This window comes from Shewanella holmiensis, assembly GCF_025370255.1.
GTDB classification, from domain to species: Bacteria; Pseudomonadota; Gammaproteobacteria; order Enterobacterales; family Shewanellaceae; genus Shewanella; species Shewanella holmiensis.
On the sequence record NZ_JAMTCD010000002.1, the window covers coordinates 103719 to 130421 of the forward strand.

The following is a 26703-nucleotide window of genomic DNA, read 5'->3' on the forward strand; positions in this document are numbered from 1 at the left end:
TAAATACTATTGATAAACATACTTTTTGAGGTTTTCATGTTTAAACATTTAGCACTAGCCGTTACCTTAGCCATTGCTCCTTTGAGCACCTTTGCCGCTCAATTTGTTGAAGGCAAACACTATACTCAAATTTCCAATAAAATGGTTCCTAGCGAGCCTAAAGTGACCGAGTTCTTCTCTTTTTATTGTCATAACTGTTTCAATATGGAAACCAAGTACTTACCTGAAATCAAAGCGGGTTTAGACAAGCAAGTCACATTCGACACCAAGCACGTTGATTTTATGAATAGCGACATCGGCACCGAGGTTATGCGGGCATTAGCCGTTATTCACACATTCGATAACCAAGAAGCCTTAAAAGTGGCGATGTTTGGGGCGATTCAAGGTGAAGGCAACGACTCAGGCCACGACCATAGCGCGCCAGGCCATGAACACGCACCAGAAATAAATAGCCGAGATGATATCAAAAAAGTGTTTGCTAAATTTGATATCGATGGCGCGAAATATGATGCATTAGCTGATAGCCCTGAAACCGAGAAAAAACTGAGTTTATGGCGTCAACAGCAAGTGATGTTCCGCATTCAAAGCGTGCCAACATTCATTGTTAACGACAAATACGCTATCAATATGAACGAAATGCGTACTCTTGATGACTTAGTCAATGTGATGAACTATTTGGCGCTGAAAAAGTAACACCCTGGGCCTGTATATGGTCTGGGCCATGCAAACCGATATTGTGTTCACAATATCGGTTTTTTATTGGCGCAATTTAGAAGTTTCGCGGTTGCTCTTCAATGTACATTTGCTCAACAAGCCCTTTGCCTGCACGTTGTTGATATTTAGCTTCAGCTTGCGACATACGATTACGACCACTGTTGACTAAACTTTGTCCCTGCTCAATGGCACTTTCGCCTTCGGCTAGCTTAGTATTGCCATCTTCAATCAGCTCTTTGCCATCAAGGTACTTTTCGTCGGCATCTTCCCAAAGATCGCTAATATCTTCTAGTTTCTGCAACATTTCTGCGGCGCGCTTACCCGATTGTGCCCCTTGCAAGTTACTTGCAAAAGCTTGAAAAGTCTGGCGATGACGCTCTGCAGCCAATTGCGCTTCTGCCATTAATCGTTCACCTTCGCGGATTTCAAGATTCCCCTCTTGCACTAACTGACGGCCTTCCCTTAATTGCTCACTTCCAGTCTTAACATCTTTATCGCCTTGTTCCCATTGCTGAGATAAATCAAGGTGTTGTACACCTTCAGACTTCACTTTTGAGGCAAAGGTGTTTGGAGTTGCACTGCAACCGCTCACACTTATCACGCCTAAAAGCAATAAACAACAAAGGGCAGTTCGCATTTATCCATCTCCAAAAATATGCTAAAAAGCGGCGCGATTAGACCTCTCGACAACATAAATAGCAAGGGGGAGGAATTAAATAATGTTAATTAATGGTAAAAATAAGCAGATGAGTGAATTAACCGAAAAAATCGCGAATATGCAGTAGTGCCAACAGCACATGAATGACAACAAATCCAATAAAGCCTTGCGCCAATACCTGATGATAACTGCGCCACATTAAGGCATCACTGGGATCCGCCAGATACCAAATTACGCCAGATAAGGCCACCAGCAACAGCAAGATAACACCAACACCTTCAATCACACTCAGTAGACCTTTACCACCTGACAGCGGTAAGCGACCTTTTACCATGCCAGAAATATCGGCGTTAAGTTGATTAAAATCAGCCACTAACCAAGGGAAAAACAAGCGCCATTGACCTTTCACACACACTTTGATGGCAAATAGTACCGCAATCACTGCAGTGAACAGTCCACCATAAACATGAAATATGTCCCAAAATCCTGCGTTAGATCTAAGTTGTTTACCAATCAATATCCACGGACTCGTGCACACCAATGTTAGTGCCATCACTAACACAATCCCATGCAACTTTGTTTGAATGCTACGCCAAATAGGCAACAACGCCATTGAGTTATGCCTCTACCATTTGTCGTGCAAAAGCATCCACTTTTTGCCAGTCTGTGTATTCAACTTTTGTATTTGGGTCAGTTGGTCCTTTAGTGATCCACATAATAAAGCGAATAATATTACGATCCATTGGCCCATAACCTTGATAATCTAAATTACCGGCAAACGTTTGTAGTAATTTGGGTGTCCAAACCGTTTGCTGCAAAAAAGCTTGCATATAGGCATTAGTTTCAGGGGTATTTTTGTGGGGTTTACGGGCCACTAAACTGACCGAGAAAAAACCGCTGGGTTTGGTTTCAAGTTGTACCTGATGACGCTGAATAAATTCGTACAACGCTGGCCGATGCTTACCGTGGCGAATACTGGCACCTATGTAAATTTTATCAAAGCCAGAAAGGTCAGTAACGTCATCTAAAGCGGCTAAGGTCACTTGATGATCAGACTGCTGTACTTTTTGTTGAATGTATTCGCATATTTTGCGCGTTTGTCCATGCACACTGGAATAAACAAGAAGGATCTGAGTCATAAGGCCGCCTAATCAAGTCATTAATACTGTTATATTACTTGATAAAAACCATCGTGACCTTGAAACAGATCACGTGATTAACATCAAAGTAAGATCAAAAAAAACAAGCAAGGTAATACCTTGCTTGTTTTAGTCTAATACCTGTTACTCTTTCCAAGTTGTTTGCTGCAAATTGGTGGCAAGTAAACGCTTCGGCTAAAACCGCTAAAGCGACATTAAAAACGCGATCACTTGCTCACGCTCTGCCAGGGTTAATGCCATAAACGCCTGCTGGCTTTTTCTAGCTTCACCGCCATGCCATAAAATGGCTTCTTCCAACGTTGCTGCGCGGCCATCATGTAAAAAGCCTGCTTGCGGATTAACGGTTTGTGTTAACCCTATGCCCCATAACGGACGAGTGCGCCATTCATTCCCATTGGCCAAAAAGTCAGGACGACCATCAGCCAACTCATCACCCATGTCATGCAATAACATGTCAGTGAAAGGATATATCACTTGACCTTTTAAGCTGTCGCTCATCGGCTCGCCGCCAATGTCGCCTACGGTTTTGGTGGTAAAAGATGCCACATGACAGCCTGTACAATTAATATGTTCAAATAAGCGTGCGCCCTCTCGTACATCACTATTGTCTACATTGCGTCTTGCGGGCACGGCTAAGGTTTCTGCATAAAAAGTCACAGCATCACTAAAGGCTGCATCGGCTTCTGGCGCGCCATTTTCATCGCTACCAGTATCCACAAACCCAGTACGAGTTAAATACGCATCATGCAAACTGGTGCCGGCAATGCTTTCATCAGGGAACAATGGATTAGTGATACCAATATCACCTCTTAATGCCCCGAGTGATTGCACTCTGACACTGGGCGTATTGGCCTTCCAACCAAAACGCCCAAGTGATACAGGATGCTCGACTCCATCTCTGGCTTTTATAGCATCAAATACCCAGTTAGCGCGGCCAGATATGCCATCACCATTAGCATCGTTTTCGTCCGTGTTAGCTAAAATATCTGCCTCGGGAATGGCTTCTAATAAACCCAACCCGAATACAGGCATGCCATTACGCCAGCCCATCAGTACGTCATCTTGCAGTAAGTTAGAGGTCACATTGGCACTTTGTTTGGTTTCGCCAGGGGCATCATAGGGGTTTTCAACCTCAAACAATGGCCTTTTCAATTTAACGACTTTGCCATCGGCATAGGTGATTTCGCTACGTTCATAAGACAAGTACACATCAGCCTGACCGACAAAAGCGTTACTTTCCCAATCGGATCTCGCCTTTAATACGCCGCGATGAAATAGTTGTCCGCCAAAATCAGGCACGGCAATAGGGGCACAATAGTTATTGTCTGCTGTCCCTTGCGTACATACCTCATCAGGCGCTTTACTGATCCTTAAAAAGATCCCAGCGGCAGAGCCAAGTTTCACTCGGGTTTCATTTGCCGCTAAAAATGGCGTTGAATTACGGCCATCGCGTTGATGACAAGAGTTACAATCTGCATTATTAAATACTGGGCCTAAGCCATCTAATTCTGGGTGCTCGGTATTTGGCGCTGTGGTAAAAGATGCTTCAAAATTAACGTCGCCCTCTAAATGCAACGCCAGTTCATTTTCTGACAAGTTCGGTGCAGGGGTTGAAAAGCCGTGGCCAGAATTATTGGCATTATAGGTGGTCGTTGCACCCCCGGCGGCAGTCATATCGGTAAACGCTGGGTAAGTAACAACAGGAGGTTCAGGGGGCACGGTAGTTTCATCACCGCTACCACCACATCCAATTAACCCTATTGTCATCATCACTGACATTAAGGTGTTAGATTTACGTGTTATTTTCATCATATAACTCACACTGTGTTATGTGTAAAAAAAGCCCCTGCTTCAATAAAAGCAGAGGCTAATGAGTGCAGTGTTAACTGGCTTTCCATTTAGATAACAATGGCAATACGTCTGACTCTAAAGACGTTTGTAATTTAGATAACGCGTCCACTGCAACTTGCACACGGGTACGGCCATCGGCATCCAAAATCGCTTGACGGAATGGCAAGTCATTACTGCCCTTGATCGCTTGAATTTTTAAAATCACATCATCAATTTCACTGGCAATTCGGGTTGCTAAAGTGGCATCGGCGGCGGCAACAAAGTCGATAATGCCTTGCTTGTCTGCTGCACCTGTATATTCACCCTGGTACACGTTACGTACACCAATAATGTTATTAGCGAAGTCTGTTAATGAGTTCCACGAGTATTGAGACTCTACTTTTGAGGTGTCTGCAGTGGCTAATGAGTCACCAAATGGATCAGCAATTTTACCGTTACCAACTTCATCAACAATGCCTATCATGCCGTTAACCAACTCTTCAATCACCGCAAGTTCAGATGAGTAAATCGTGTTGTTCACCGTGCCAGAGCCCTTTAATAACTCCGCATACGGTAATGCATTGGCATCTTGTGGGTTATGGCTAATTTGCCATGCATCATCTAACTGCTTAGTGTAATCACGAAACACTTCAGCTAAGGCCACTAAATATTCGCGCTCGCGCACAGTCAGCTCAGTAATGTCTTTGTTGTTATCATTGACACCATCACCAAATAATAAATACTCCATGGTGTGGAAACCCTGTACGTCATCATTCCAACCTTTAATGGTTTCAGCATCAAAACCTGCCGCGCTGTTTAACTGTGTTTGCAAGTCAGAAGTGTTGAGTGGCCAACTGTCTAAATGCGGATCAATACTTAACGAGTCAACAGGACCAAAAATATGCGATTCGCCCTGCTCCCATGGCTGACGAGCGGCTTTCCATGCCGCTTGTGCTGCCACTAAGTCGGCTTGCGAGTTAGTGTTAATCAAACTTTGTGTGGCTAATAATAATGCCTCACCTTTTGCGGCTAAATCGGCATACCCCGCAACAATAACGTCATCAGTTAAGTTGGTAATCATCTCTGTTGCCACAAATGAAAAACGGTTATCTGGTACAGTTGGGGTCGTCGGGGTGGCTTCATCTGAACCAGAACCACCACAAGCCGACAAGCTGATAACTAAAGATAGTGCAACGGCTGAATAGGTAAATTTCATAATAACTCCATGTATATCAATTAAATGTGTCGTGAAAACAAATAGATGCTTAATGGTTTATAGCGAGAATTGGTAACCCACGCCTAAAGCAAAAAAGTTTGTGTCTGGAATACTGGCAACCGCCACTTGATGTAAACCGCCCTCAGCTTTAATCACCACTTCAGGAATTGGGAAGTAGTTCACCCCTAGGCTGCTCCAGGTATTTTCAAAACGCTTGGTGGCAGTGCCCGTTTCGACAGCCATTAATGGGTTTGAGTAATCAATATTGGCAAAAACAGTGACAGGAATATTGAACCAACTATCAAGCTTCACACCCGCTTCAACAAAGAAGGATTGTGATTCAGACCCTAACTGGGCAAAGTTACCAGGACGTAAACCAGGGGTGGTTTTATTGGCTTGGGTAATGGCATCAGTATTATCTAAGGTGCCGTAAAGGTATTGGCCGCGTAAAATCCATGGGCCTTCTACAAATGCCCCTGCAACTGAGACAATGCTGATCGCACCATCAACATCTAACTTGTTGCTTTTATGGCGGTTGCCTGAAGTATTGCCATAGTAATAGGCGACACCCACAGCACTTCCTGTTTTAAAGTTGCCGTAATCTAAACGGCCAGCAAAAGCTAAGTCGTCACCATTCACATGTTCAAAACGTTTTTGGTGGCCTGATGCAGACCAATCATAAGTGCGGAAATATTCAGAATTTAAGCCACTGACAATTTGGGCTTGATAATGAAAATCACTGACTTGGCCATAAACGCCAATACCATTTTCATTCCAAACCGCAGGTAACATTGCGGCTTCGCTTTTATGGCGTTGCACAGTAAGATACTGATTAGGTTTATGTAATATGCTTGTTAAACCAATTGGCAAATGAATATTACCAAACTTAACCCCAAAGGCTTCGCTTGGGCGATAACGTATTTCAGCTTTTTCAACAATGACTTCCCCGCCCGCTTCTACCTCAGATTCAAACTCACCAAACTCATCAAAACCATCATACTCAAGTGATGAACCCGTACCGCCATGTTCGTATTCAATTTCAACTTCCATGCTCCACTCATCAGTAAATTGATAACCAAATTCAGTGACTATGCGTTCTAAGTCAAAACGGTTACGACGCTCAGGCGTGGTGTCCTGGACGTTATCGAAGTACTCATCGCTAGTGTAATTAGCCGTGCCGTAGGATTTAAAGCTGAATCGGCTGAAACGATCCTGAGCACTAGAAACCTCACCAGCAACCTGTTCAACTTTTGAGGTTAAGGTATCGCGTTCAACTTGTTGTTGAGCAGACTGTGACTGCTGCTGTTCTGTGATTAGCTTCAACTGCTGCTTTAACGCGGCTATTTCTGCCTCTTGCTTTGCAATGGCTTTAGCAAGTGCATCAGTTTCATTAGCTGCATTTGCACTGGCAAACGAACCTAACCCCATAACACTCGCTAAAGTCATCGCCAATAGTGAGATTTTGCTGTTCATATCAACTCTCCACTTACACCTAAATAATTAAGGTTATTTTAATAATCGGCAACATATTAATCTAATTGATAATCATTTGCATTAAAATTTAGATCTTTTTTCGTAATACTATTTACAAATAAATTACACTTCCCATAAAAATGTTTTTTTGCGACTATGGTTAGATATTCTCCATTGTTCGCTATTTCAGGTGTTTTATGGCTTCGCCTACTTCGCAATTACTCGACACTTCACCAACAACAAATTACCAAGCAAACCCGCAGCATTTATTGCTATGGATGACCTTTGTGATGTCGATGGTTTTTGCGGTTTGGCAGGCGTTGTTAAACAACTTTGTCATTGAAAGAGCGGCATTTACTGGGGCTGAAATTGGCATATTGCAAAGCCTGCGAGAAGTCCCCGGATTTTTAGCCTTTACCGCCGTTTTTGTGTTGCTACTGATCCGCGAACAAGCCTTTGCCTTACTATCGCTGGCCCTGTTATGCATTGGCGTGGCCATTACAGGCTTTTTCCCCCAAGTTATTGGCCTGTACTTAACCACTATTTTAATGTCTGTGGGTTTTCATTATTTCGAAACCATCAATCAGTCACTCACTCTGCAATGGGTTGATAAAGCTGAAGCGCCCGGATTTATGGGTAAGGCATTAGCATGGCGCTCAGCCGCGGCCTTGATTGGTTATGGCAGTATTTGGGTTACCATGACATGGCTGAAATTAGACTATGTGTGGATGTATGCCATCATAGGATTACTTGGGTTAAGCATGGTGCTGATGATGAGCGTTTATTTTCCGCGCTTTACCATTCATGCCACCCAACATAAACATTTGTTACTGCGTAAGCGTTACTGGCTGTATTACCTACTGACGTTTTTTTCAGGGGCGCGTCGGCAAATTTTTATGGTATTTGCAGGCTTTATGATGGTCGAAAAATTCGGTTATTCCGTCACAGAAATCACCGCACTCTTTCTAATCAATTATGTTATCAACTTATTATTCGCCCCCGCTATTGGCCGTTTGATCGGTCGTATAGGTGAACGTAATGCCCTGATATTCGAATACCTTGGGTTAATTATCATTTTTATCAGTTATGCATACGTTGAAAATGCCCAAGTCGCAGCAGGCTTATATGTTATCGACCATCTATTATTCGCAATGGCGATTGCCATGAAAACCTACTTTCAAAAAATCGCCGATAAACAAGATATAGCTTCCACTATGTCGGTCAGCTTTACCATCAATCACATTGCCGCGGTCGTCATTCCTGTACTGCTTGGCATGCTGTGGTTAAGCTCCCCTAAATATGTGTTTTTCATCGGCACAGGCTTTGCGGTATGTTCATTATTACTGGCCTTTAATGTGCCTCGCACGCCAAAACCTGGTCAGGAAACCTATTGGCCCAAAGCCCCTAAATAGATTACCCACAACATTTTTGGTAGATGGATAAAAATATGGCTGAGCCCGATAAAAAAATAACTGAAACAACTGATATTTCCGCACGCAAAAAAACATTATTGCTGGGCAGAATGTTAGGACTTGCCAGTGAAGACGATTATCGTCCATCTACTGCATCGGTCGCTGAGCGAGCGCAACATCGTCAGCGTAAATTGCTCAGCGCCCATCAAGCTAACCTTGAAACAATTTTTGCACTGGCGCTTAATTACACGCCATCGGATGTGACGGGAGTGGATTTAGATGCCGACTGGGGATATCAATTTTTTCAAATGGCAGAGCAAATTCATAACCCTAAGATGCAAGATTTATGGGCCAGAATTTTAGCCAGTGAAATTGTTTCACCGGGTAATTTCAGCCAGCGCTCACTCGCGGTACTAAAACAATTTACCTTTCGTGAAGCAATATTATTAGAAAAAGCCTTGGGGATGTCAGCACGAATAGGCACTGATAATCGCTATAAATTACTTAGCGGATTTCGCACTAACGGAGGATTGAAGCAATATTTCAGAAAAAACAACCACATTAATATTCCCCTGTCACAACACGGATTGCCATATTCCAATATTTTAACCTTAATGGATGCAGGCATTTTGCATAATAGTGAGTTTGAAACAGGCTTGCTTGATACCAAAGAAAAATTGCCGTTACAGTTCGTGCATGACCGTTTTACCGTGCAACCCAACAACCCGCACCTGCTTTTTACCTATTACCGATTTACCGCTATTGGCGATGAGATTTGCCAGTTAATTGCCGCAAAACCCGACGCTAACTTTATCAGCGTGTTGAGAAAATTATTAGAAAGGGACTTTAAAATAGAAAGTTAACTGGGACTATATAAAAAGTTAAGTTAGATTTTGTATAAGTGGGAGTATTTCGCTTTGTGTGCGCTAAACAAAAACTGTCTTAACGCTTCTCTCGCCTCACCATGGGCATTAATTTTAGCCGCCATAATGCCATTTTCAGCACGAACAGGTTCAAAATCAACATCCACTTCTAGACCGTTACTTAGCATTAATTTACCTGACTTTGGCATGTCTGCATGCGTTTCATGACGCATTTTGATGGTTAAGCCCGAACTGGATAATGATAACACTTCAACTGGCTGATCGGCATTATCAACCACGGTAACATCTTTTAAATCCGTGACTCGCCAACTGCGCTCACCACCAAGAATATCAACGACTTCTGGTACGCCTAACACAGGGATAAATTGCCCCAACTCATCACGTTTTAACACTAACGGAAACCACAAGCGGTAATGGCTAATTTCAGCCAGTAAAGTCAATTTCGCCTCGCCTAAAATATTGGCAAGCACCTGAGGGATCTCTGTAGACACACTTAAAGCGTTGTCAGCCATCACATCTGCATCGGTTTTTGCATGCAACAAGCCACCCGTTTTACTTGAAGTAAATAGGTCGCTAAAACAGGCTAACTCTTCTTCGGTCAACGAATTCATTGGGTTAACGTAATCCTTTAATCTACAGGGCTGAAGTAAGGTGCATAATATAGCATTATTTTTACATCTGGATAAACTTTAACCACAAGATGGATGATATTTAATGTGTTACCCAACTATAGACTGACATTTTCGGCTGATAAAACAACAAAGCAAACCTAACTTTGCTTTGTTGTTTTATCAGCCAATAACGATGTAAATTTAGCCCAAAATCGCCAACATATGCTGCGCCACTAGCTCAGATGATGCTGGGTTTTGGCCTGTGACTAACTTACCATCCACCTGGGCAAACGGGTGCCAGTCAGCTGCCTTGACATACTGTGCGCCATTTGCAATCAACATATCTTCGACTAAAAATGGCACTATGTTAGTTAATTGCACAGCATCTTCTTCGCCATTGGTAAAACCTGTGACTTTTTTGCCTTTAACAATTGATGTGCCATCAGCATTTTTAGCCTGCTTTAGCGCACCAGGAGCATGACAAACCAACCCTAATACCTTGTTTTGTTTTAGCGTATTTTCAATTAACGCAATTGATGAGCTATCTTCAGCTAAATCCCATAATGGTCCATGACCACCAGGGTAAAATACCGCATCATAGTCGGCTACATTGACCGTCGATAATACGAGTGTGCTAGCCAATTGTTGTTGTGCATCGCTATCTAATTTAAATCGTTTAGTGGACTCAGTTTGAAAATCGACTTCATCACTTTTAGGATCTAACGGTGGTTGACCGCCTAAAGGAGATGCCAGAATCACTTCAACATTGTTGTCTTTAAACACGTAATATGGCGCCGCTAACTCTTCAAGCCAAAAACCGGTTTTATGCCCTGTATCACCCAATTTGTCGTGCGACGTTAATACTATTAACACTTTCATTTAATTTTATTCCTACGGGTTAATTTATTAATTTCGCTTTAAATGACCGACTAATTTAAACGGTTAGCGGCTCATTCAGCTTAATCACTAACTTGCCAAAATTCTCACCTTTTAACAGGCCGATAAACGCCTTGGTAGTGTTCTCTATTCCATCGACCAAATGCTCACGGTATTGGATCTCGCCATTAGCTAACCATTTGCTCATATCCTTGGCAAACTCAGGGTAACGGTGACCATAATCATCAAAAATAATGAAGCCTTGCATTCTAATGCGCTTCACCAATAAGGTGCCCATCAATAACGACAAACGATCCGGTCCCGCAGGCAAAGAGGTGGCATTGTATTGTGAAATCAATCCACATACAGGCACACGTGCTCCCGTATTTAACAAAGGTAAAACGGCATCAAATACTTTGCCGCCAACGTTTTCAAAATACACATCAATACCCTTGTCACAATGGGCAGCTAATTGCTCAGCAAAGTCGACGGCTTTGTGGTCAATACAGGCATCAAAACCTAGCACTTCAACCGCATGGCGACACTTTTCAGCGCCACCGGCAACACCAACCACTTTACAACCTTTAAGCTTACCAATTTGGCCAACGGTAGCACCCACTGGGCCTGTTGCCGCAGCAACGACTAAGGTTTCACCCGCTTTAGGCGCGCCAATATCCAATAATCCCATGTAAGCGGTAAACCCTGGCATGCCCATGATGCCTAGCGCATAAGATGGCATGCTTGGGCTTGCACCTAAATGCATTAAGCCTTCACCATTTGATACGCAGTAATCCTGCCACCCACCAAAGGCCAATACCCAATCGCCTACTTTGTAATCTGGATGCTGACTCGCTTCAACCTGTGACACAGTCGCGCCCACCATCACCTCGTCAATAGCCACCGGATCCGCATAAGATTTAGCATCATTCATCCGCCCTCGCATGTAAGGGTCTAGTGATAAATAAACCGCACGCAATAACACTTCACCAGACTGTGGTGTCGGTTTGCTTACGGTTTCTAAACGAAAGTTTTCGGCTGTCGGTTCACCCTGTGGACGAGAGGCTAAAACAATACGACGATTGTGAGATGACATGATTAATCCTTTTAATTGCAATACAAAACGCTGACTAGGGTTGATGCAATCATAGCTACAATAGCTAAAACAACAGTGGTAACATCGTCACACGTTTTACTTATTTACGTTACTGTGAGCCATTTTGATCACAGCCCAAGCAGAGTGAGTTATGAAAGAAGACCATCATTTACATCTTGATAATCAACTTTGTTTCGCTGTTTATTCGACATCGCTTGCGATTACGCAGCTGTATAAACCTTTATTAAGCGCAATCGGGCTTACCTACACGCAATACCTTGTTATGTTGATCATTTGGCAAAATGAAGGCTTAAACCTGAAAGATATCGCCCATAAGTTAGCCCAACAACCCGGCGCAATAACCCCTGTTGTCAAGCGCCTTGAAGCGTTAGATTATATTCAACGCATTAGACACCCAGAGGACGACAGACAATTATCATTAACCCTCACAGAAAAGGGCGTAGCGCTGAAGGAAAAAGCCATGCAAATCACTCAGTACGTAAAAGCCCAAAGTGGTATTGATGAAGCCGAAATGGCCGTTCTCAAACTACGCTTAGATGCCTTTCGCCATAAATTACCAAAGCACATTAATCTGCCTTAGCCTTAGCCCTAACATTAACAACGAGTAACGAGTAACGACGTCATTAAGAGAACCTATTAAAGCACATTGTTATCGCGATAATCAATTGTGCGCAATTAAATAAATTAATATTATCTATAAATTATTGTTAAGTGTTAAACAGCCTACTATTTTGTACTTTAAGATCAGTAGGCTGAGATAAGTACCTATATTTAAATTTATTTATCAATCTTGCTTATAAACAATGCCGGACTTCATCACAAAGGGGATATTTAACAAGGTTTCGATGTTTTCAAGTGGACTTTGTGACGTGGCAATAATATCGGCATACTTGCCTTTTTCAAGCGTGCCCAAGCTTGCTGACATATCAATCAATTCAGCAGAATTAACCGTGGCGCTGGTTAAAATATCCATATTACTCATGCCCGCACGATGCATTAAAACTGCTTCTTTAGCATTATCACCATGATGCGATACGCCGCTGTCGGTGCCATAAGCAATCTTAACGCCCGCTTGGTATGACGCTTTAAAGTTAGCGATCATATCGCCGCCAACACGAATGGCTTTTTCTTTAATCGCAGGAGACAACACATCTGTGGTTTTAGCCATTTGCACCACAGTGTCACCAGCCAGTAGGGTGGGCACTAAAAACGCCCCTGTTTTTTTAAATAATTTGATGCTTTCTTTATCGGCATAGCTGCCATGTTCAATACTGTCGACACCTGCACGCAATGCCGCGTTAATGCCGGATGCGGAATGTGCATGGCTGGCCACTTTACGCCCTAAAGCGTGGGCAGCATCAATCACTTCTTTAAGCTCATCATTTTCCATTTGTTGGCCAGTGCCGGTATTGGTATCCGATAACACCCCGCCTGTAGAGGTAATTTTAATCACATCGGCACCAAATTTAATTGCACGGCGCGTGGCTCGACGACAATCATAAGGGCCATCACAAATGGTTTTTTCTGTGTATAAATCCAGTAAGTCAGGGCTCATGCCATCAACATCACCATGGCCACCCGTTACCGAAACGCCGCCAGAGGCTATAATTCTTGGGCCATCAACCCAGCCTTTATTAATCCCATCACGCAAAGCATATATTTGCTCGGCTTTAGCGCCTAAATCACGCACGGTTGTGAAGCCTGCCAATAAGGTTTTTTTAGCAAAATACGCACTGTGCATGGCAACATCTGCATCAGACATACGCAGTTTTTGGCTGTCATTTTTAGGGCCTAACTCACCCTGTAAATGCACGTGCATATCCATTAAACCTGGCATCACAAAGGCTTGCTTTAAATCGATAATCTTTAGGGTGTCATCTTGGTTATGGGTAACGGTGTCGGCATAACCTTGCAGCACGTCAATGATCACTCCATCTTTGATCACTAAGGTTTGCTCTTTGGTTGGCTTGGTTCCTGGCACAGCAAGTAATTGTCCGGCGTGTAATAAGGTAATCTCTGCTGCCTGTGTCGAAAATGCTAATAACAGGCCAGCCATAGCTATGGCCAGTTTGTTAACGTTAAATAAAGTTGTTTGCATATTTTAATCACTCGATGATGAATTTTAAACCTACCTGCAAAGCCGTAAAAAATACCGAATTCTGGCTGTTATTACGGCTAATTTAGTCGCTTTGTCCGATTATTAAACCACTTATGTAAAGTCAGTACCAACAAGGTGTTAATCAACTTTAAATACTGTTAAATTTACACCATTAACAATAAGCCTTTAACCGTAACACCTTAATAACGATTTCGGTATAGATTAGGCGTAAATGTTCATTCACGTGTGTCCAAAAAATGAGAGAAAAACCCGTGTTTAAAAAACTCCTTTCGATGACCAGCGCCACCCAAATGATCGTCGCCATGTTTATTGGTTTTGCCGTTGGCATTTTTTTTGGCGAATCTGTCGGTTGGTTAAGCACCATAGGCACTGGGGTCATTTTGCTGATGCAAATGACCGTATTGCCTTACATTGTGGTGTCGTTAGTGGGCGGCATAGGTAAGCTCAAGCCTGATACCGCCAAACTCATCTTTAGCCGTGCTGGCATCATCATGTTACTACTTTGGGCGTTGGGATTATTACTTGTTGCCTTAATGCCGCTGTCTTTTCCGTTTGTCGAATCCGCCTCTTTTTTCAGTACCAGCATTATTGAACCCGTGGTTGAAATAGATTATTTCAAGCTATACATTCCCTCTAACCCGTTTGAATCTATGGCCGCAGGATATGTGCCCGCTATGGTGGTATTTAGCATTGCCATGGGGCTAGCTTTAATTGGCATGAAGGGCGACAACAAAACCCAGCTATTAGAATTCATGCACACCTGTGGCGAAATGTTTGGCCGCATTACTCAAGGCATGGTGAAAGTATTACCTATTGGTATTTTTGCCATGTCGGCCTCTGCGGCAGGTACTATGGGCGTTGATGAATTTGCGAGTATGCAAGTGTATCTCATCAGTTATTTCGCGCTATGTTTAGTGCTCACCTTTGCGGTGCTACCTTGGATAGTCGCTTCACTTACCCCCATTACTTATTGGCAAACAATTCAAATGTCTAAAGCCAGTTTAGTTACCGCCTTTGCCACGGGTAACATCTTTATTGTGCTACCTGTGATTGTTGAAGAGTGCAAACAGGTAATGAAAAAGCACAATACCACCAGCGAAGATACCGACACCTTAATTGAAATTCTGGTGCCAATTGCGTTTACCTTCCCGAATATTGGCAAGCTCACGGTCATTCTATTCGTGTACTTTTGCAGCTGGTTTAATGGCACACCTATCGAGTTATTAGATCAACTGTCATTATCGGTGAGTGGTTTACTCGCCCTGTTTGGTAGCGTGTATGTGGCCATTCCCTTTATGCTCGACCTAGTCCACTTACCGGCAGATTTATTTCAACTTTTTGTTATGTCAGGCTTTATTACCGGTAAATTTAACTCCATCACCGCAGTAATGAATTTATTTATTTTAACCTTACTAACAGCGGCCATGTTTCAAAAAAACCTCAAATGTTTTTTACCACAACTGATAAAAATGACCTTAGGCGTAGCAGGCAGCATTATCATTACTGTGCTAGTTTGTCGTTTGGGAATGGGGTTATTTATTCATAGCCCAGAGGTCACCAGCGGGGTGATTGCCAACATGCAAGTGGCAGATAAAGTTCCAACTATTGTTAAAACCCAATATCCACAACTGGGTAAAACGCCCACCAGCCCGATTGCCAGTGTCGACATGATTAAACAGCGTGGCATCCTCAAGGTTGGGTACATCCCCAGCAATGTGCCTTTTAGCTATTACAATAATGCAGGTGAATTAGTTGGTTTTGACAGCGCCATGGCCAGTAAACTTGCCGAAGACCTAAACGTTAAAGTAGAGTTTGTGCCCTTTAAAAAGAAAGATTTAGTCGCATCACTGCAGGCGGGTTATTTTGATATCGCCATGTCAGGTTTAGCGATGGACATTGAGCTTATGGGCGATCTTAGCTACACCAATCAGGTGATGGAGCTTAACTTTGCCATTGCCGCGCCTGATCATATGGTCAACCAATTCAAAACTACCGACAGTATCCACACACTCAATAACATCACAGTGGCCTATGTAGAGCATAATAATGCTATACAAGCCATCAAACAAAAGTTTGCCAATATCACCTTTAAACAAATCAGTGGCTATCAGCTGTTTTTTAGGCAAAAAAATAATCAATACGATGCGTTAATCATCAGTGCTGAAGCCGGATCAGCCTGGACCTTATTTTTCCCCAGTTATGGCATTACCTTACTTGAAAATAATGTGCGCTACCCCGTAGCCTATGCGGTCGCCCCAAGTAACCAGTCGCTACTCAATTATGTCAATAATTGGCAAAACTTGCGCCAAGTAGATGGCCATCAGCAGCAATATTATAACTATTGGATGCTAGGCCAAGGGGCAACTAATCCCCCGCCTCGTTGGTCGATTATTCGCGATGTATTGCACTGGGTAGAATAAAATGAATATTGCCGTTTATGGTGCAGGCTCAACAGGATGTTATTTAGCGGCAGAGCTTTTGTTAGCAGAGCTTGATGTTAGCTTAATTTGCCGCGAGCGGATTAAACACAGCATCATCAACAACAAGGGCATCCATATCAGTGATTATCTGGGCATGTCGCAGTCAGTTATGCCAACCGAAATGATCACCGATGTCGAACATGCTCCCCATATTGCCGCACATTTTGATGTCGTGTTTGTCACCGTTAAATGCCATCAGCTCACACAAAGCTATCCACAACTGCTTACCATTACCCACGCTAACAGCAGCATTGTTTTCATGCAAAATGGCCTTGGCAGTTTTGACCTCGCCGCGCAGCATCTGCCTCAGCGAAAATGTTATCAGGGCATTACCCCGTTTAACGTGCTGCAATTAGCCAATGGCTGTTTTCACAAAGGTACCGAGGGGCAATTTATCTGGCCGTTATGCCACCACACGCAGCACATTAGCCACACCATGAGCCAACACGGCCTAAGTTGCCAATTGCATGATGATATGGCCGCAGTAATAAACGGAAAATTGTTGCTGAATCTTAATAATGCCCTAAACGCAATTTGTGATTTACCCATACAAGCACAGCTTAAACAACGGCCATTTCGGCGTTTACTCGCCCAAGCGATGCAAGAGTGGCTTAATGTTTGTCAGCAAGCCAACCGCCCTGTTGCCCAATTGACTAAAGTGCCGCCCAAATGGGTGCCAGTGATCCTCAATCTACCAAATGGGTTATTTTCAATGTTGGCAAAGTCGATGTTAGATATTGATCCCAAGGCCCGTTCATCTATGTGGGAGGACATACAGGCCAAACGCTTAACCGAAATAGATTTTCTTAACGGTGCTGTGGTAAAACTAGGTCAGCAATATCATGTGGCTACGCCAATCAATCAACGTATTTGTGCTGCGATAAAAAGGCTCGAACAAGGTGAAACGCTTGATATAAGTCAATTAAATCCAAACCGTTTGACCGATTAATATTTAACCTCAGCTGTGGATAATAAGTGCATATCAAACAGATCTCAGCGACATTCATTCATCTCTAAACCAGAGTTGAGATTATTTAGCTGCATAAATAACAACATGAGAACATAGCATGAGCAAACAACACTTCTTTTTTGGTCCGTGGCAAGTCAACCCTGCAAGCAATAGCTTGCAACAAGGCGCTGACATCAAGCAAATTGAGCCCAAAGCAATGGATGTGTTGATACTACTCTGCCAACATCCAGGTGAAGTACTCAGCCCAGACGACATAGTCGAGCAATGCTGGGGCCATACCGTTGTGGGCGATAACCCGCTGCACAAAATCATTACCCAACTGCGTAAAGCCTTAGGCGACAGCGCATCTAAGCCACAATTTATTGAAACCATCCGTAAACGCGGCTATCGCACCTTAGCTGAAGTTAATTACCCGTTAATTGACCATGATAATCAAATTGAACAAAACACCTGGCAAGGTGGTTCGCCCTTTCCCGGGTTGCGGGCATTTGATGCCAAAGATGCCGAGGTTTTTTACGGCCGCAGTGAGCAAGTCAGCACCTTACTCAAACGCATGAGCAACCAGGTACAATTTGGTCGCGCATTTTGTTTATTACTTGGGCCTAGCGGCAGCGGTAAATCATCATTATTAAACGCAGGAGTCGTGCCGCAATTTATGCGCCCACAAGGGTTTGATGGCATTGGCATTGTGTCTCACACCTGTTTAGATTTGGCCGATATTAGTCAGGATCGTTTATTTACCGACATCGCCCTTGCTCTGCTGGATTTAGACATCAACGATATACCGGTATTTGATGGCATGACCGCTGAAACGCTCGCCGTCATGTTGCAGCAAGATATGCCCAAGGTCATTGCACAAGCTAAACAGGCCTTAGCCACTATCGAGCAAACTGACATCGCTATTACGCCCAAACTCTCGATATTTATTGATCGCCTTGAAGTGCTATTATCCTCGCCATTATTCACCGAGCCAGAAATTCAAATCGCATTAGATATGATTGAATCGCTCGCCACCAGCGGCTACTTTATGGTGTTCAGTGCGTGTAGAAATGACTTTTATCCGCAGGTGGTCAGTCGCCCCAGTTTAATGGCCGGTAAAGCCAGCGGATCACACTTTGACTTAACCGCACCAAACCGCACCGAGTTACTGCAAATGATCCGTCTGCCCGCTAAAGCTGCGGGCCTTAAATGGGACACAGACCCGCAAACCAGCACCCCATTAGATGAACTACTGTGCGCCGAAGCAGCTAATAACCCTGACGCACTGCCTATGCTGCAATACACCTTACAAGAGCTGTATATACAGCGCGATGAACACGACACCTTATTAGTGTCGGTTTATCAAAAACTGGGCGGAATAGAAGGCGCTATTGGTCAAAAAGCCGAAGGTATTTTTGCCGCATTAGCCGCAAAGCACCAACACAGTTTAAGCAAAGTATTATCGTTATTAGTCACCTTATCCGCCGATGAAACCAACATCACCAGCCGCGCCGCGCGCTTAAGCCAACTGAGCAACGACAACGAAACCGCCCTAGTACAAACCCTGATTGATAACCGCTTATTTGTGTCACACCTGCAAAATGGCCAGGGCTGTTTCAGCGTTGCCCACGAGGCACTATTACGACGCTGGCCACGGGTATTACAATGGATTGAGGCACATCGTGACAGCTTACGGGTTAACGCACGTTTAACCGTACTTAGCCAGCGTTGGCAAGATGAGCAACAGCACAAAGCCTACTTACTGGCCGAAGGTAAACCGCTGCAAGAAGCACTAGCACTGGCCGACAACCCGCTGTTTAATTTAGATACTGAACAACACGCCTTTATTCATGCCTCTAAGAAAAGCGTTGGCGTAAAACGCCTGGCGAAAATGTCGACTATTGCCGTGCTGTGCATGCTGACCCTACTGGCTGTTTTTATGAGTGTAAAAAGTATTCAGGCTGAACAATTTGCTAAACAAAAACAACAACAGGCAGAAAGCTTATTAGGCTTTATGGTCGGCGAGTTCGCCGATAAATTACGTAGCGTTGGTCGCATGGATTTATTAGATGGTATCACCCAAAAGTCGATGGAATATTTTGCTAGTAATGATCAACAAACGAATGCATCAGCCGCCTACAAAAAATTAAGTTATCAAAGCCGCTTACAACACGGTCAGGCATTGGCAGCAAAAGCAGAGGTTGCTTATTCAAGGGGCGATAACAGCAAAGCATTAACAGCATTTATCGATTCTCAAAAAATTCTTCAAGCGCTCTATGATGAAACCAGAAACGCCCCAGATATTGAACTACTCAAACTATTGGGCGCAAACGCTTTCTGGGTAGGTCAAATAGCATTAAATGACAGAAAAGATGCTGAAACACTCAAGCAATTTGAACTTTACCGCGATTACAGCATTAAGATGAATCAAATTGCACCAGACAATATCGATTCGTGGATCGAGTTATCTTATGCCTACAACTCACTAGGCAGTCTATTTTTCAACCAGAACAATTTCAGCAATGCTCAACGCAATTTCGAACTCTCTTTAGAATTAAAGAAAAAAGCTTTAGTGCAGTCGCCTCAAGACAGTTTACTTGCCTCATCTACTGCAGATACCTATTCATGGATAGCGAGCACCGCAATGAAACAGGGGGATTTAGAACTCGCTCTATCTTTGCATGAACAAGCACAAGCAGTATTAGCTGCGCCTTTAGCAGAAACGCCCAATAATGCCCCTTTGCTAGAAATATTGTCTTATAGTCTTATACATCAGGTGAATATTTTAAGTGCACAAGCTAAATGGCAACAGGCTTATCAAAAAAGCGAAACGGCCTATAGTTTATTGGATAACCTCTTTAAACAAGATCCAGAAAATAGAAGTTGGAGAGAAAGAAGATTTAATTTTCAAGCACAAAAATTAGGGATTTCAGCCCAACTTGCAAAGCAAAATGGTTTACCTCTATCGGATTTTACCACGCCTCAAAAACTACTTGAGCAATTAGCAAAGGAATATGCATTTACTAACAAGGTAGCTAACGAATACGAACAATTGAACAATAAAGTAATATTTGAAGCAATTAAATATTATCAAACGTTAGCGCAGTGGCAAGACAGTGAACAACTTCTTGAACAACTAAATATTAACTTGAAAAAAGAACACAAAACTCCGTCATCAAACATTTTTTGGGCGGAAGTTGCCTTGCTTAATGCCACACAAGCAAAACACAATCAACAGCCTAATTTAATGATCACAAGTTGTAAGCTGGCACTAGCGAACGTACCTGAAAAGTATCATCCATTTGAAATTGAAATAAACCAAATTGTTGTGGTTGCAAATTTATGTCTGCAATCGAAAGTATCAATAGCAGAGCAGATTAGTGCACTCAATAAAATGGACATTAATGTCTCGACGCATTACCCACTTTTAACCTCTAAAACGTCCATCCCACTATAAGGAAATAATAATGTCATCTACCAATAAAATTAATGTCACTGTAACTTATGAGCAATCCACCTTTTTATATAATGGTACACCAACCTGCCAATTGGTTGTGCAAGAAGACACATCTATTAGATTTAAATTAGACACCGCGACAGCGGCTAATTATCGATTTGCGGGGGTTATTTTTGACAACCCAAATGACCCAGACATCGGAAAAGTCAGCATAAAAAACCAAGCCACTGAGTTAAAAATTCAAGACACATACTGTAAAAATGACGATGATATTTCATTCAGAATTGTGTTAACGCCACTCAATTCACACGAATGCATTGTCAGTCCTGACCCACAAGTAATCAATAAACCCCCTATGTAATTAATTTAAAAACAATAAGATACAACCAGAAGGTTAACAGAAGGTAGTTTTTTACTTTTTCCAATATAGTGTGTGTCATCGAAATACGTTTATTTGACACGCACTATATTTAAAAAGGGACTGACCATGATAACCTCTAACAAATATCAAGAAATCCATGACACATTAATTCGTGCCACCGAACTTGCTAAGGCGTTATCAGGTAAAAACTTCCCCACGCCAGATCCAAAAAATGTGTCTGTCGCTCCAGCACAAATGACGCTAACCAGCCCCCCAAAAACAGTATCGACACCAAAAATTATTGAGCACACGTTAGACCAAGCAACCCAATTATCTAGCCTAGGTTTTTTAATGAATGCCATTTCAGAAGCCATTTTTGTGGTCAATGATGAAGGCGTCATTGAAATGATTAACCAGCATGCCGCTAAACTTTTTGGCTCGCCAAAAGAGTTATTGATTGGTCAAAAGTGGACTAACTTTGTTAACTCAGCCTACCAACAAGAATACTATGAGTTGTTTGCCCATTGGCGTGAAACCTTCACCCCATTTAACCACGGCCCAAAAGAAATTATACTGCAGCGCGCTGACTCCAGTTTAGTCGATGCCGATATTTCACTATCGTGCTTACCTGTCGGTGAAAATGCCACGCCGTTAATTGTCGGGGTAATGCACAACCTCACTAGCCACAAAGAAAAGTTTGAAGAGCTCACCCGTTTAGCCAATACCGACAAACTCACCAGCTTAGCTAATCGTCATGCTTTTGATGAAGCATTGCAAAATGCCTGGGAAGATAGCATCCAGCATCAACAACCATTAAGTTTACTGCTGATTGATATCGACTTTTTTAAAATGTTCAACGACAACTATGGTCATATCAATGGCGATAAGTGCTTACAAAAAGTGGCTCAGGTGATTAATTCAGCCATGCCTAACCGCGACTGTTTAGCCGCCCGTTTTGGCGGTGAAGAGTTTACCGTTATTCTGCCTAACTTCAGTCAAACACAGGCGCAACGAGTGGCTGAAAAAATTCAGCGCCAAATTAATCAAATTAAATTTACTGACATGGGCTTAACTCAAGAAGTAAAAGTAAGTGTCAGCCAAGGTATTGCCTGCGAGCAACAAGGCCAGTTTCGTACCGCAATGGCACTGATTTGTGCAGCCGATACCGCCCTTTACCGTGCAAAAGCAGAAGGCCGTAACCGTATTAGCCTAAGTTTGTAATAAGGTGGAATGACCAAGTCAGTTAGCACATTTTAGCCTGTGCGCCTTAACCCAAAAACCGCCCAGTGGCATATTGCATCCAGCTATGTCGATTTGCCACTAGGGTAAGGTCAGCGGAACAAAATGAAAAAATAATTGATTTAAAATAACCCTTTTATGTTTTAGCGTCGTTTATACCCACAAATCACTTATCAATCGGCCGCACCTTGCTGTAAATCTGGCCGACACCTTTATTTTTTGTGGAGTACATTTATGACATTACTAACTAAAACCTTTGCCCTTGCATCATTAACCTCAGTGCTAACCTTTACTGCATTACCTGGTCTTGCCGCCGATTACAACTTTCCCCACATTGAAACCTCAGGCGCCAGTGAAATAGTGATAGATGCCGATATGGCAGTGGTTAATATTGAAGTGGTGGTAGACGCGCCAACATCAAAAGCGGCTAAAGATGCCTCAGATAAAGCCATTAGCCAGTTTTTAAGCCGCTTGAAGCAAGCTGGCGTGGATAAAAGTGATATTCAAAGTGCCAATTTAAGCTTACACCCGCAATATCATTACCAAAAAAATGAACCCGCTAAATTAAAAGGCTACCAAGCCAGCCGCAGAATGACCATTACCGTTAAGCAACTTGAACAGCTTAACGACTTATTAGACAGTGCATTAGAGCAAGGCATCAACCGCGTAAACTCGATTGAGTTAACCTCAAGCAAGCGTGCAGACTTTATCGAACAATCTCGCCAAGCCGCGATTGAAGATGCCAAGCAAAAAGCCCAATCGTTAGCCAAAGGATTTGATAAAAAGGTCGATGGTGTGTGGCAAATTCGATACTTTGATCAACACCCTATTCAACCAGTACAGTACAAAATGGCGGCAGAATCGAGTGACGCCAATCAGGGTTATCAGCAAGGACAAGTGACCGTGAGCGATCGCGTTGAAGTGATATTTAAATTGAAGTGATTTTAAAGTTAAATGAATTTTAAATAGTCATAGCGTCTCACAAGCACGCGAAACTAGATTGTTATCGACATAATTGTCATTAGCATAAAAAAGTGGTCAGGCGTATATCGCCTTGACCACTTTTTTGTTCGCCCGTTAGAAAGTTAATTAGTGTTGAGTAACGATTTTTAGCAACCACAAGATAACTAAAGCGTTTTAAGTGTATTAAAGGACCTAAATTGGTAAGCGAGCCATATAATATGGTAATGCCGCATATACGATTGCTCTAGCTTTTTTTTGCATTTACATTTCACCAACAGCGTTTTAACAACAAATTGACAGCGCTGTCAATCTGACGTATAGATACAAAAGTTTAAATATTTTGTAAAAAATAAACTGCGGATTTGTCCTGAATATAAATAGTTACGATGTCGTGGAGCAAAAACTAATCACGATTTAGTGGACTACTCAAAATGCATTCCAAACTATAAAATCATAAAATTAGGAGTAAAAAGTGAGTACTTTAACAAGATTAATCCCTTTAGCTATTACCCTTTCTAGCTTTAACGCATTCGCCAATTTTAGCCAAACAGAGCTAAACGAATTTGCCGACAAAACAAGCTGGTCATGGCAAGTGGTCGATAACTATCATAATGACGATAAATCGCACCTCGCCAATATTGAGTTAATCAATCAATCTAGTGTTGATTTACCTAAAGGCATAGCTGACTGGGTGATTTATACCAATGTTATTCGCCCTATTCTGACTAAGCAGTCCCAAGGATTGGCATTTCAATTTGTCCAAGGGGATCTTTATAAAATCACCCCGACAGTCAACTTTAACGGCCTTAAAGCTGGTGATAAGCTGACGATTCCCTTTGAAGCCGAAAACTGGGCATCTTCTTATAGCGACTTTATGCCGCGAAGCTTTATTACTCAACACTCACTTACCCCTGCAATTTTTAGCTCTACTGATACCGAAGATAGCAGCAAGTACATAAAGCCACTCAATCAGCCTGAGCAATACCAACGCTATAATACGCCTAAAGATCATTGGGAAAAACCTACCAGCACATGGCGTTATGACCGCTATAGTCCTACTCAAAAGTATGCGCTTACAGAAAACGCTGCCAAGCGAGTGATAATCCCGACCCCCAATAAGGTGAAGTACCGTAGCGCTAGCACTCTATTAACTGCTGATTGGCAAATATCTTACCAAGGAAGCTTAAAATCAGAAGCTCACTTACTATCAAAAACGCTAGATAATAAGCTAAACGGCTCGCTAAAAATCACCCCAAACCATCTACCAGCCCAAGATAAAAACCTTATTTCATTATCTATTTATAATGGTGATGAAAACTGGAAGCCTGAAAGTTACAGTTTAGACATTGAAAAAAATCGTATTAACATTATTGGTGCAGATAACGCGGGTGTCTTTTATGCTATTCAAAGTTTATTGAGTTTGACACCAAGTGGCACTCAGCCTCAAATTGAATTACCTCAACTTAGCGCCAACGATGCTCCACATTTTGAATGGCGTGGCTTTATGTACGATATGAGCCGTAATTTCCATGGCGTGGAAATCACCAAGAAACTCATCGACCAAATGGCACATTACAAACTCAATAAGTTACATTTGCACTTAACCGAAGATGAGTCTTGGCGAATAGAGATTGACGGCCTACCAGAGCTGACAGATTTAGGTAGCCAGCGCTGTTTTGACCTATCTGAAACTGAATGTATGTTGCCAACAAGAGGTTCGGGGCCTTTTAAAACCTCACAAACTAATGGCTTTTACAGCAAAGAGGAGTTTATCGATATTCTTAAGTATGCCAAGCAAAGGCATATTGAAGTCATCCCAGAGGTTGATATGCCAGGTCATGCCCGCGCAGCAATTAAGGCGATGGAACTGAGGCACGATAAGTTAATAAAGTCCGGCGATAAAGCAGGAGCTAATGCCTATCTGTTGTCTGACCCACTGGATAAATCCGTTTACTCAACAGCACAGTTCTTTAACGACAACTCCATCAACGTGTGTATGGACTCTACCTATAATTTTGTCGATAAAGTGGCTTATGAATTTCAACAAATGTACCGTCAAGCAGGTTTAAAGCTCACGAATATCCATATCGGTGGCGATGAAGTCGGCGTAGGCTCTTGGTCCGCGTCTCCTATTTGTAATCAATTATACCAAGCTGCCGATAGCGGCGTAAAAGGCCCTGCAGATCTTAAAGCCTATTTCACTCGTCGTGCAGCAGAAGTATTAGCCGCACGCGGGCTAAATATTGCACTATGGGAGGATGGTATTATGTTTGACACAATAACCCCCTTCCCTATCGATCAATTTCCTAATAAGAAAGTCTACGTTAATGCCTGGGATAATATTTGGGAATGGGGCGTATCGGACCGCGCTTATCGACTCGCAAATGAAGGCTATCATTCAATTCTTTCTATGGGCACCCATCTGTACTTTGATCATCCACAAGAGCCAGATCCTGCAGAACGAGGATTATATTGGGCAGCGCGCTATACCGATGTCGAAAAGGTATTTAACTTCATTCCTGACGATGTATACGCCAACGCGGATTTCACCCGTGCGGGTGAGCCAATTGATAACTTAGAAGACCTAGTTGGACGCGCTTTACCTCCGCTCAACAAGCCTGAGAACATTGCTGGTATTCAAGGACAAGTTTGGAGCGAAACAATTCGCACTCCAGAACAATTAGGACAAATGATTTTCCCGCGAATTATTGCTCTAGCAGAGCGAGGATGGCATCAAAATACTGTTCCTGCCGGTGAGCAACAAACGCAAACGCGCCAATGGGCTGAGTTTGCTAGTGTACTAGCGCTGAAAGAGTATCCAAAGCTTGAGGAAGCTGGGGTAAGCTTTTACTTGCCAATTCCTGGTGCCAAACGTATTGACAATCAAGTGCATATAATTACTCAATTACCAGGATTAGCAATTGAGTACAGCCTAGATAATGGTGAAAACTGGCAAGTGTATAATCAGCCTATAAGCTTATCTGACGCCATACAAGTTCGCTCACGCTCAGGCGAGCATACAAGCCGTGTAGGATACTTCGAGTAGATTATTGAGTAAGCCATGCTTGCAGCCAATCTATATTGGCTGCAAGCATCTCACTGCAATCATCTTATTGCAATTATCTGTTTGTAATCAATTACCTGAATGACTCTTTGGAACAAAACGTTTTAAGGTGCCATCGTATTG

The 26703-nt window shown here is 42.8% G+C and carries 21 protein-coding genes; 11 read left to right on the top strand and 10 right to left on the bottom strand.

Annotation, left to right across the window (positions count from 1 at the left end; all coding sequences use genetic code 11):
• Positions 1–36: 36 nt before the first annotated feature.
• Positions 37–693, top strand: coding sequence for a thiol:disulfide interchange protein DsbA/DsbL (locus tag NE535_RS02040; RefSeq protein WP_261297032.1), 657 nt, complete (start codon positions 37–39; stop codon positions 691–693).
• 76 nt (positions 694–769) lie between these two features.
• Here NE535_RS02040 and NE535_RS02045 read toward each other — a convergent pair whose 3' ends face one another.
• The 6 genes from NE535_RS02045 to NE535_RS02070 form a co-directional block, all read right to left on the bottom strand.
• Positions 770–1351: a hypothetical protein gene (locus NE535_RS02045; RefSeq protein ID WP_261297033.1), complete on the bottom strand. Its 582-nt coding sequence runs from the start codon at positions 1349–1351 to the stop codon at positions 770–772.
• A 118-nt stretch (positions 1352–1469) separates the two neighbouring features.
• Positions 1470–1985, bottom strand: a complete 516-nt coding sequence (locus NE535_RS02050; protein ID WP_261297034.1) for a cytochrome b/b6 domain-containing protein — start codon at positions 1983–1985, stop codon at positions 1470–1472.
• A 4-nt stretch (positions 1986–1989) separates the two neighbouring features.
• Positions 1990–2511: a menaquinone-dependent protoporphyrinogen IX dehydrogenase gene (hemG, locus tag NE535_RS02055; RefSeq protein WP_261297035.1), complete on the bottom strand. Its 522-nt coding sequence runs from the start codon at positions 2509–2511 to the stop codon at positions 1990–1992.
• Between the two features lie 204 nt (positions 2512–2715).
• The gene (locus tag NE535_RS02060) at positions 2716–4341 is read right to left on the bottom strand and encodes a di-heme oxidoredictase family protein (protein WP_425347437.1); all 1626 of its coding nucleotides are present in this window, start codon (positions 4339–4341) and stop codon (positions 2716–2718) included.
• A gap of 73 nt (positions 4342–4414) precedes the next feature.
• The gene (locus NE535_RS02065) at positions 4415–5578 is read right to left on the bottom strand and encodes an imelysin family protein (RefSeq protein ID WP_261297036.1); all 1164 of its coding nucleotides are present in this window, start codon (positions 5576–5578) and stop codon (positions 4415–4417) included.
• A 57-nt stretch (positions 5579–5635) separates the two neighbouring features.
• The gene (locus NE535_RS02070; RefSeq protein ID WP_261297037.1) at positions 5636–7051 is read right to left on the bottom strand and encodes an OprO/OprP family phosphate-selective porin; all 1416 of its coding nucleotides are present in this window, start codon (positions 7049–7051) and stop codon (positions 5636–5638) included.
• 197 nt (positions 7052–7248) lie between these two features.
• Here NE535_RS02070 and NE535_RS02075 point away from each other — a divergent pair, with 197 nt between their 5' ends.
• Together NE535_RS02075 and NE535_RS02080 are read left to right on the top strand one after the other, a co-directional pair.
• Positions 7249–8463, top strand: a complete 1215-nt coding sequence (locus NE535_RS02075) for an MFS transporter (RefSeq protein WP_261297038.1) — start codon at positions 7249–7251, stop codon at positions 8461–8463.
• A 35-nt stretch (positions 8464–8498) separates the two neighbouring features.
• Positions 8499–9326 carry a TIGR03899 family protein gene (locus tag NE535_RS02080; RefSeq protein WP_261297039.1) on the top strand — a complete coding sequence of 276 codons (828 nt, stop codon included), beginning with the start codon at positions 8499–8501 and terminating at the stop codon, positions 9324–9326.
• Between the two features lie 23 nt (positions 9327–9349).
• Here NE535_RS02080 and NE535_RS02085 read toward each other — a convergent pair whose 3' ends face one another.
• From NE535_RS02085 to NE535_RS02095, 3 genes are all read right to left on the bottom strand, one after another.
• On the bottom strand, positions 9350–9958 hold the full coding sequence (locus NE535_RS02085) for a hypothetical protein (RefSeq protein ID WP_261297040.1): 609 nt from the start codon (positions 9956–9958) through the stop codon (positions 9350–9352).
• A 201-nt stretch (positions 9959–10159) separates the two neighbouring features.
• Positions 10160–10837, bottom strand: a complete 678-nt coding sequence (locus NE535_RS02090) for a type 1 glutamine amidotransferase domain-containing protein (protein WP_261297041.1) — start codon at positions 10835–10837, stop codon at positions 10160–10162.
• Positions 10838–10892: 55 nt separating this feature from the next.
• On the bottom strand, positions 10893–11927 hold the full coding sequence (locus NE535_RS02095; RefSeq protein WP_261297042.1) for an NADP-dependent oxidoreductase: 1035 nt from the start codon (positions 11925–11927) through the stop codon (positions 10893–10895).
• Positions 11928–12078: 151 nt separating this feature from the next.
• Between NE535_RS02095 and NE535_RS02100 the strand changes: the two genes are divergently transcribed.
• A complete protein-coding gene (locus NE535_RS02100) occupies positions 12079–12528 on the top strand; it encodes a MarR family winged helix-turn-helix transcriptional regulator (protein WP_261297043.1) in 450 nt (149 codons plus the stop codon).
• 204 nt (positions 12529–12732) lie between these two features.
• Here NE535_RS02100 and NE535_RS02105 read toward each other — a convergent pair whose 3' ends face one another.
• Complete coding sequence (locus NE535_RS02105) at positions 12733–14046, bottom strand: metal-dependent hydrolase family protein (protein ID WP_261297044.1); 1314 nt, start codon at positions 14044–14046, stop codon at positions 12733–12735.
• Positions 14047–14318: 272 nt separating this feature from the next.
• Between NE535_RS02105 and NE535_RS02110 the strand changes: the two genes are divergently transcribed.
• From NE535_RS02110 to NE535_RS02140, 7 genes are all read left to right on the top strand, one after another.
• Positions 14319–16487 (top strand): cation:dicarboxylate symporter family transporter, encoded by a 2169-nt coding sequence (locus NE535_RS02110; protein ID WP_261297045.1) that lies wholly within the window; start codon positions 14319–14321, stop codon positions 16485–16487.
• Between the two features lies 1 nt (position 16488).
• On the top strand, positions 16489–17496 hold the full coding sequence (locus NE535_RS02115; RefSeq protein ID WP_261297046.1) for a 2-dehydropantoate 2-reductase: 1008 nt from the start codon (positions 16489–16491) through the stop codon (positions 17494–17496).
• Between the two features lie 118 nt (positions 17497–17614).
• The gene (locus NE535_RS02120; RefSeq protein WP_261297047.1) at positions 17615–20953 is read left to right on the top strand and encodes an nSTAND1 domain-containing NTPase; all 3339 of its coding nucleotides are present in this window, start codon (positions 17615–17617) and stop codon (positions 20951–20953) included.
• 10 nt (positions 20954–20963) lie between these two features.
• Positions 20964–21314: a DP-EP family protein gene (locus NE535_RS02125; protein ID WP_261297048.1), complete on the top strand. Its 351-nt coding sequence runs from the start codon at positions 20964–20966 to the stop codon at positions 21312–21314.
• A 126-nt stretch (positions 21315–21440) separates the two neighbouring features.
• Positions 21441–22535: a sensor domain-containing diguanylate cyclase gene (locus NE535_RS02130; protein ID WP_261297049.1), complete on the top strand. Its 1095-nt coding sequence runs from the start codon at positions 21441–21443 to the stop codon at positions 22533–22535.
• Positions 22536–22787: 252 nt separating this feature from the next.
• On the top strand, positions 22788–23495 hold the full coding sequence (locus NE535_RS02135) for an oxidative stress defense protein (RefSeq protein ID WP_261297050.1): 708 nt from the start codon (positions 22788–22790) through the stop codon (positions 23493–23495).
• Between the two features lie 493 nt (positions 23496–23988).
• Positions 23989–26562 (top strand): family 20 glycosylhydrolase, encoded by a 2574-nt coding sequence (locus tag NE535_RS02140; RefSeq protein ID WP_261297051.1) that lies wholly within the window; start codon positions 23989–23991, stop codon positions 26560–26562.
• Positions 26563–26703 lie beyond the last annotated feature (141 nt).

Bases quoted from the DNA above. Each gene is read 5' to 3' on its own strand.
- NE535_RS02040 (WP_261297032.1), top strand. From the start codon at position 37: ATGTTTAAACATTTAGCACTAGCCGTTACCTTAGCCATTGCTCCTTTG.
- NE535_RS02045 (WP_261297033.1), bottom strand. From the start codon at position 1,351: ATGCGAACTGCCCTTTGTTGTTTATTGCTTTTAGGCGTGATAAGTGTG.
- NE535_RS02050 (WP_261297034.1), bottom strand. From the start codon at position 1,985: ATGGCGTTGTTGCCTATTTGGCGTAGCATTCAAACAAAGTTGCATGGG.
- hemG (WP_261297035.1), bottom strand. From the start codon at position 2,511: ATGACTCAGATCCTTCTTGTTTATTCCAGTGTGCATGGACAAACGCGC.
- NE535_RS02060 (WP_425347437.1), bottom strand. From the start codon at position 4,341: ATGAAAATAACACGTAAATCTAACACCTTAATGTCAGTGATGATGACA.
- NE535_RS02065 (WP_261297036.1), bottom strand. From the start codon at position 5,578: ATGAAATTTACCTATTCAGCCGTTGCACTATCTTTAGTTATCAGCTTG.
- NE535_RS02070 (WP_261297037.1), bottom strand. From the start codon at position 7,051: ATGAACAGCAAAATCTCACTATTGGCGATGACTTTAGCGAGTGTTATG.
- NE535_RS02075 (WP_261297038.1), top strand. From the start codon at position 7,249: ATGGCTTCGCCTACTTCGCAATTACTCGACACTTCACCAACAACAAAT.
- NE535_RS02080 (WP_261297039.1), top strand. From the start codon at position 8,499: ATGGCTGAGCCCGATAAAAAAATAACTGAAACAACTGATATTTCCGCA.
- NE535_RS02085 (WP_261297040.1), bottom strand. From the start codon at position 9,958: ATGAATTCGTTGACCGAAGAAGAGTTAGCCTGTTTTAGCGACCTATTT.
- NE535_RS02090 (WP_261297041.1), bottom strand. From the start codon at position 10,837: ATGAAAGTGTTAATAGTATTAACGTCGCACGACAAATTGGGTGATACA.
- NE535_RS02095 (WP_261297042.1), bottom strand. From the start codon at position 11,927: ATGTCATCTCACAATCGTCGTATTGTTTTAGCCTCTCGTCCACAGGGT.
- NE535_RS02100 (WP_261297043.1), top strand. From the start codon at position 12,079: ATGAAAGAAGACCATCATTTACATCTTGATAATCAACTTTGTTTCGCT.
- NE535_RS02105 (WP_261297044.1), bottom strand. From the start codon at position 14,046: ATGCAAACAACTTTATTTAACGTTAACAAACTGGCCATAGCTATGGCT.
- NE535_RS02115 (WP_261297046.1), top strand. From the start codon at position 16,489: ATGAATATTGCCGTTTATGGTGCAGGCTCAACAGGATGTTATTTAGCG.
- NE535_RS02120 (WP_261297047.1), top strand. From the start codon at position 17,615: ATGAGCAAACAACACTTCTTTTTTGGTCCGTGGCAAGTCAACCCTGCA.
- NE535_RS02125 (WP_261297048.1), top strand. From the start codon at position 20,964: ATGTCATCTACCAATAAAATTAATGTCACTGTAACTTATGAGCAATCC.
- NE535_RS02130 (WP_261297049.1), top strand. From the start codon at position 21,441: ATGATAACCTCTAACAAATATCAAGAAATCCATGACACATTAATTCGT.
- NE535_RS02135 (WP_261297050.1), top strand. From the start codon at position 22,788: ATGACATTACTAACTAAAACCTTTGCCCTTGCATCATTAACCTCAGTG.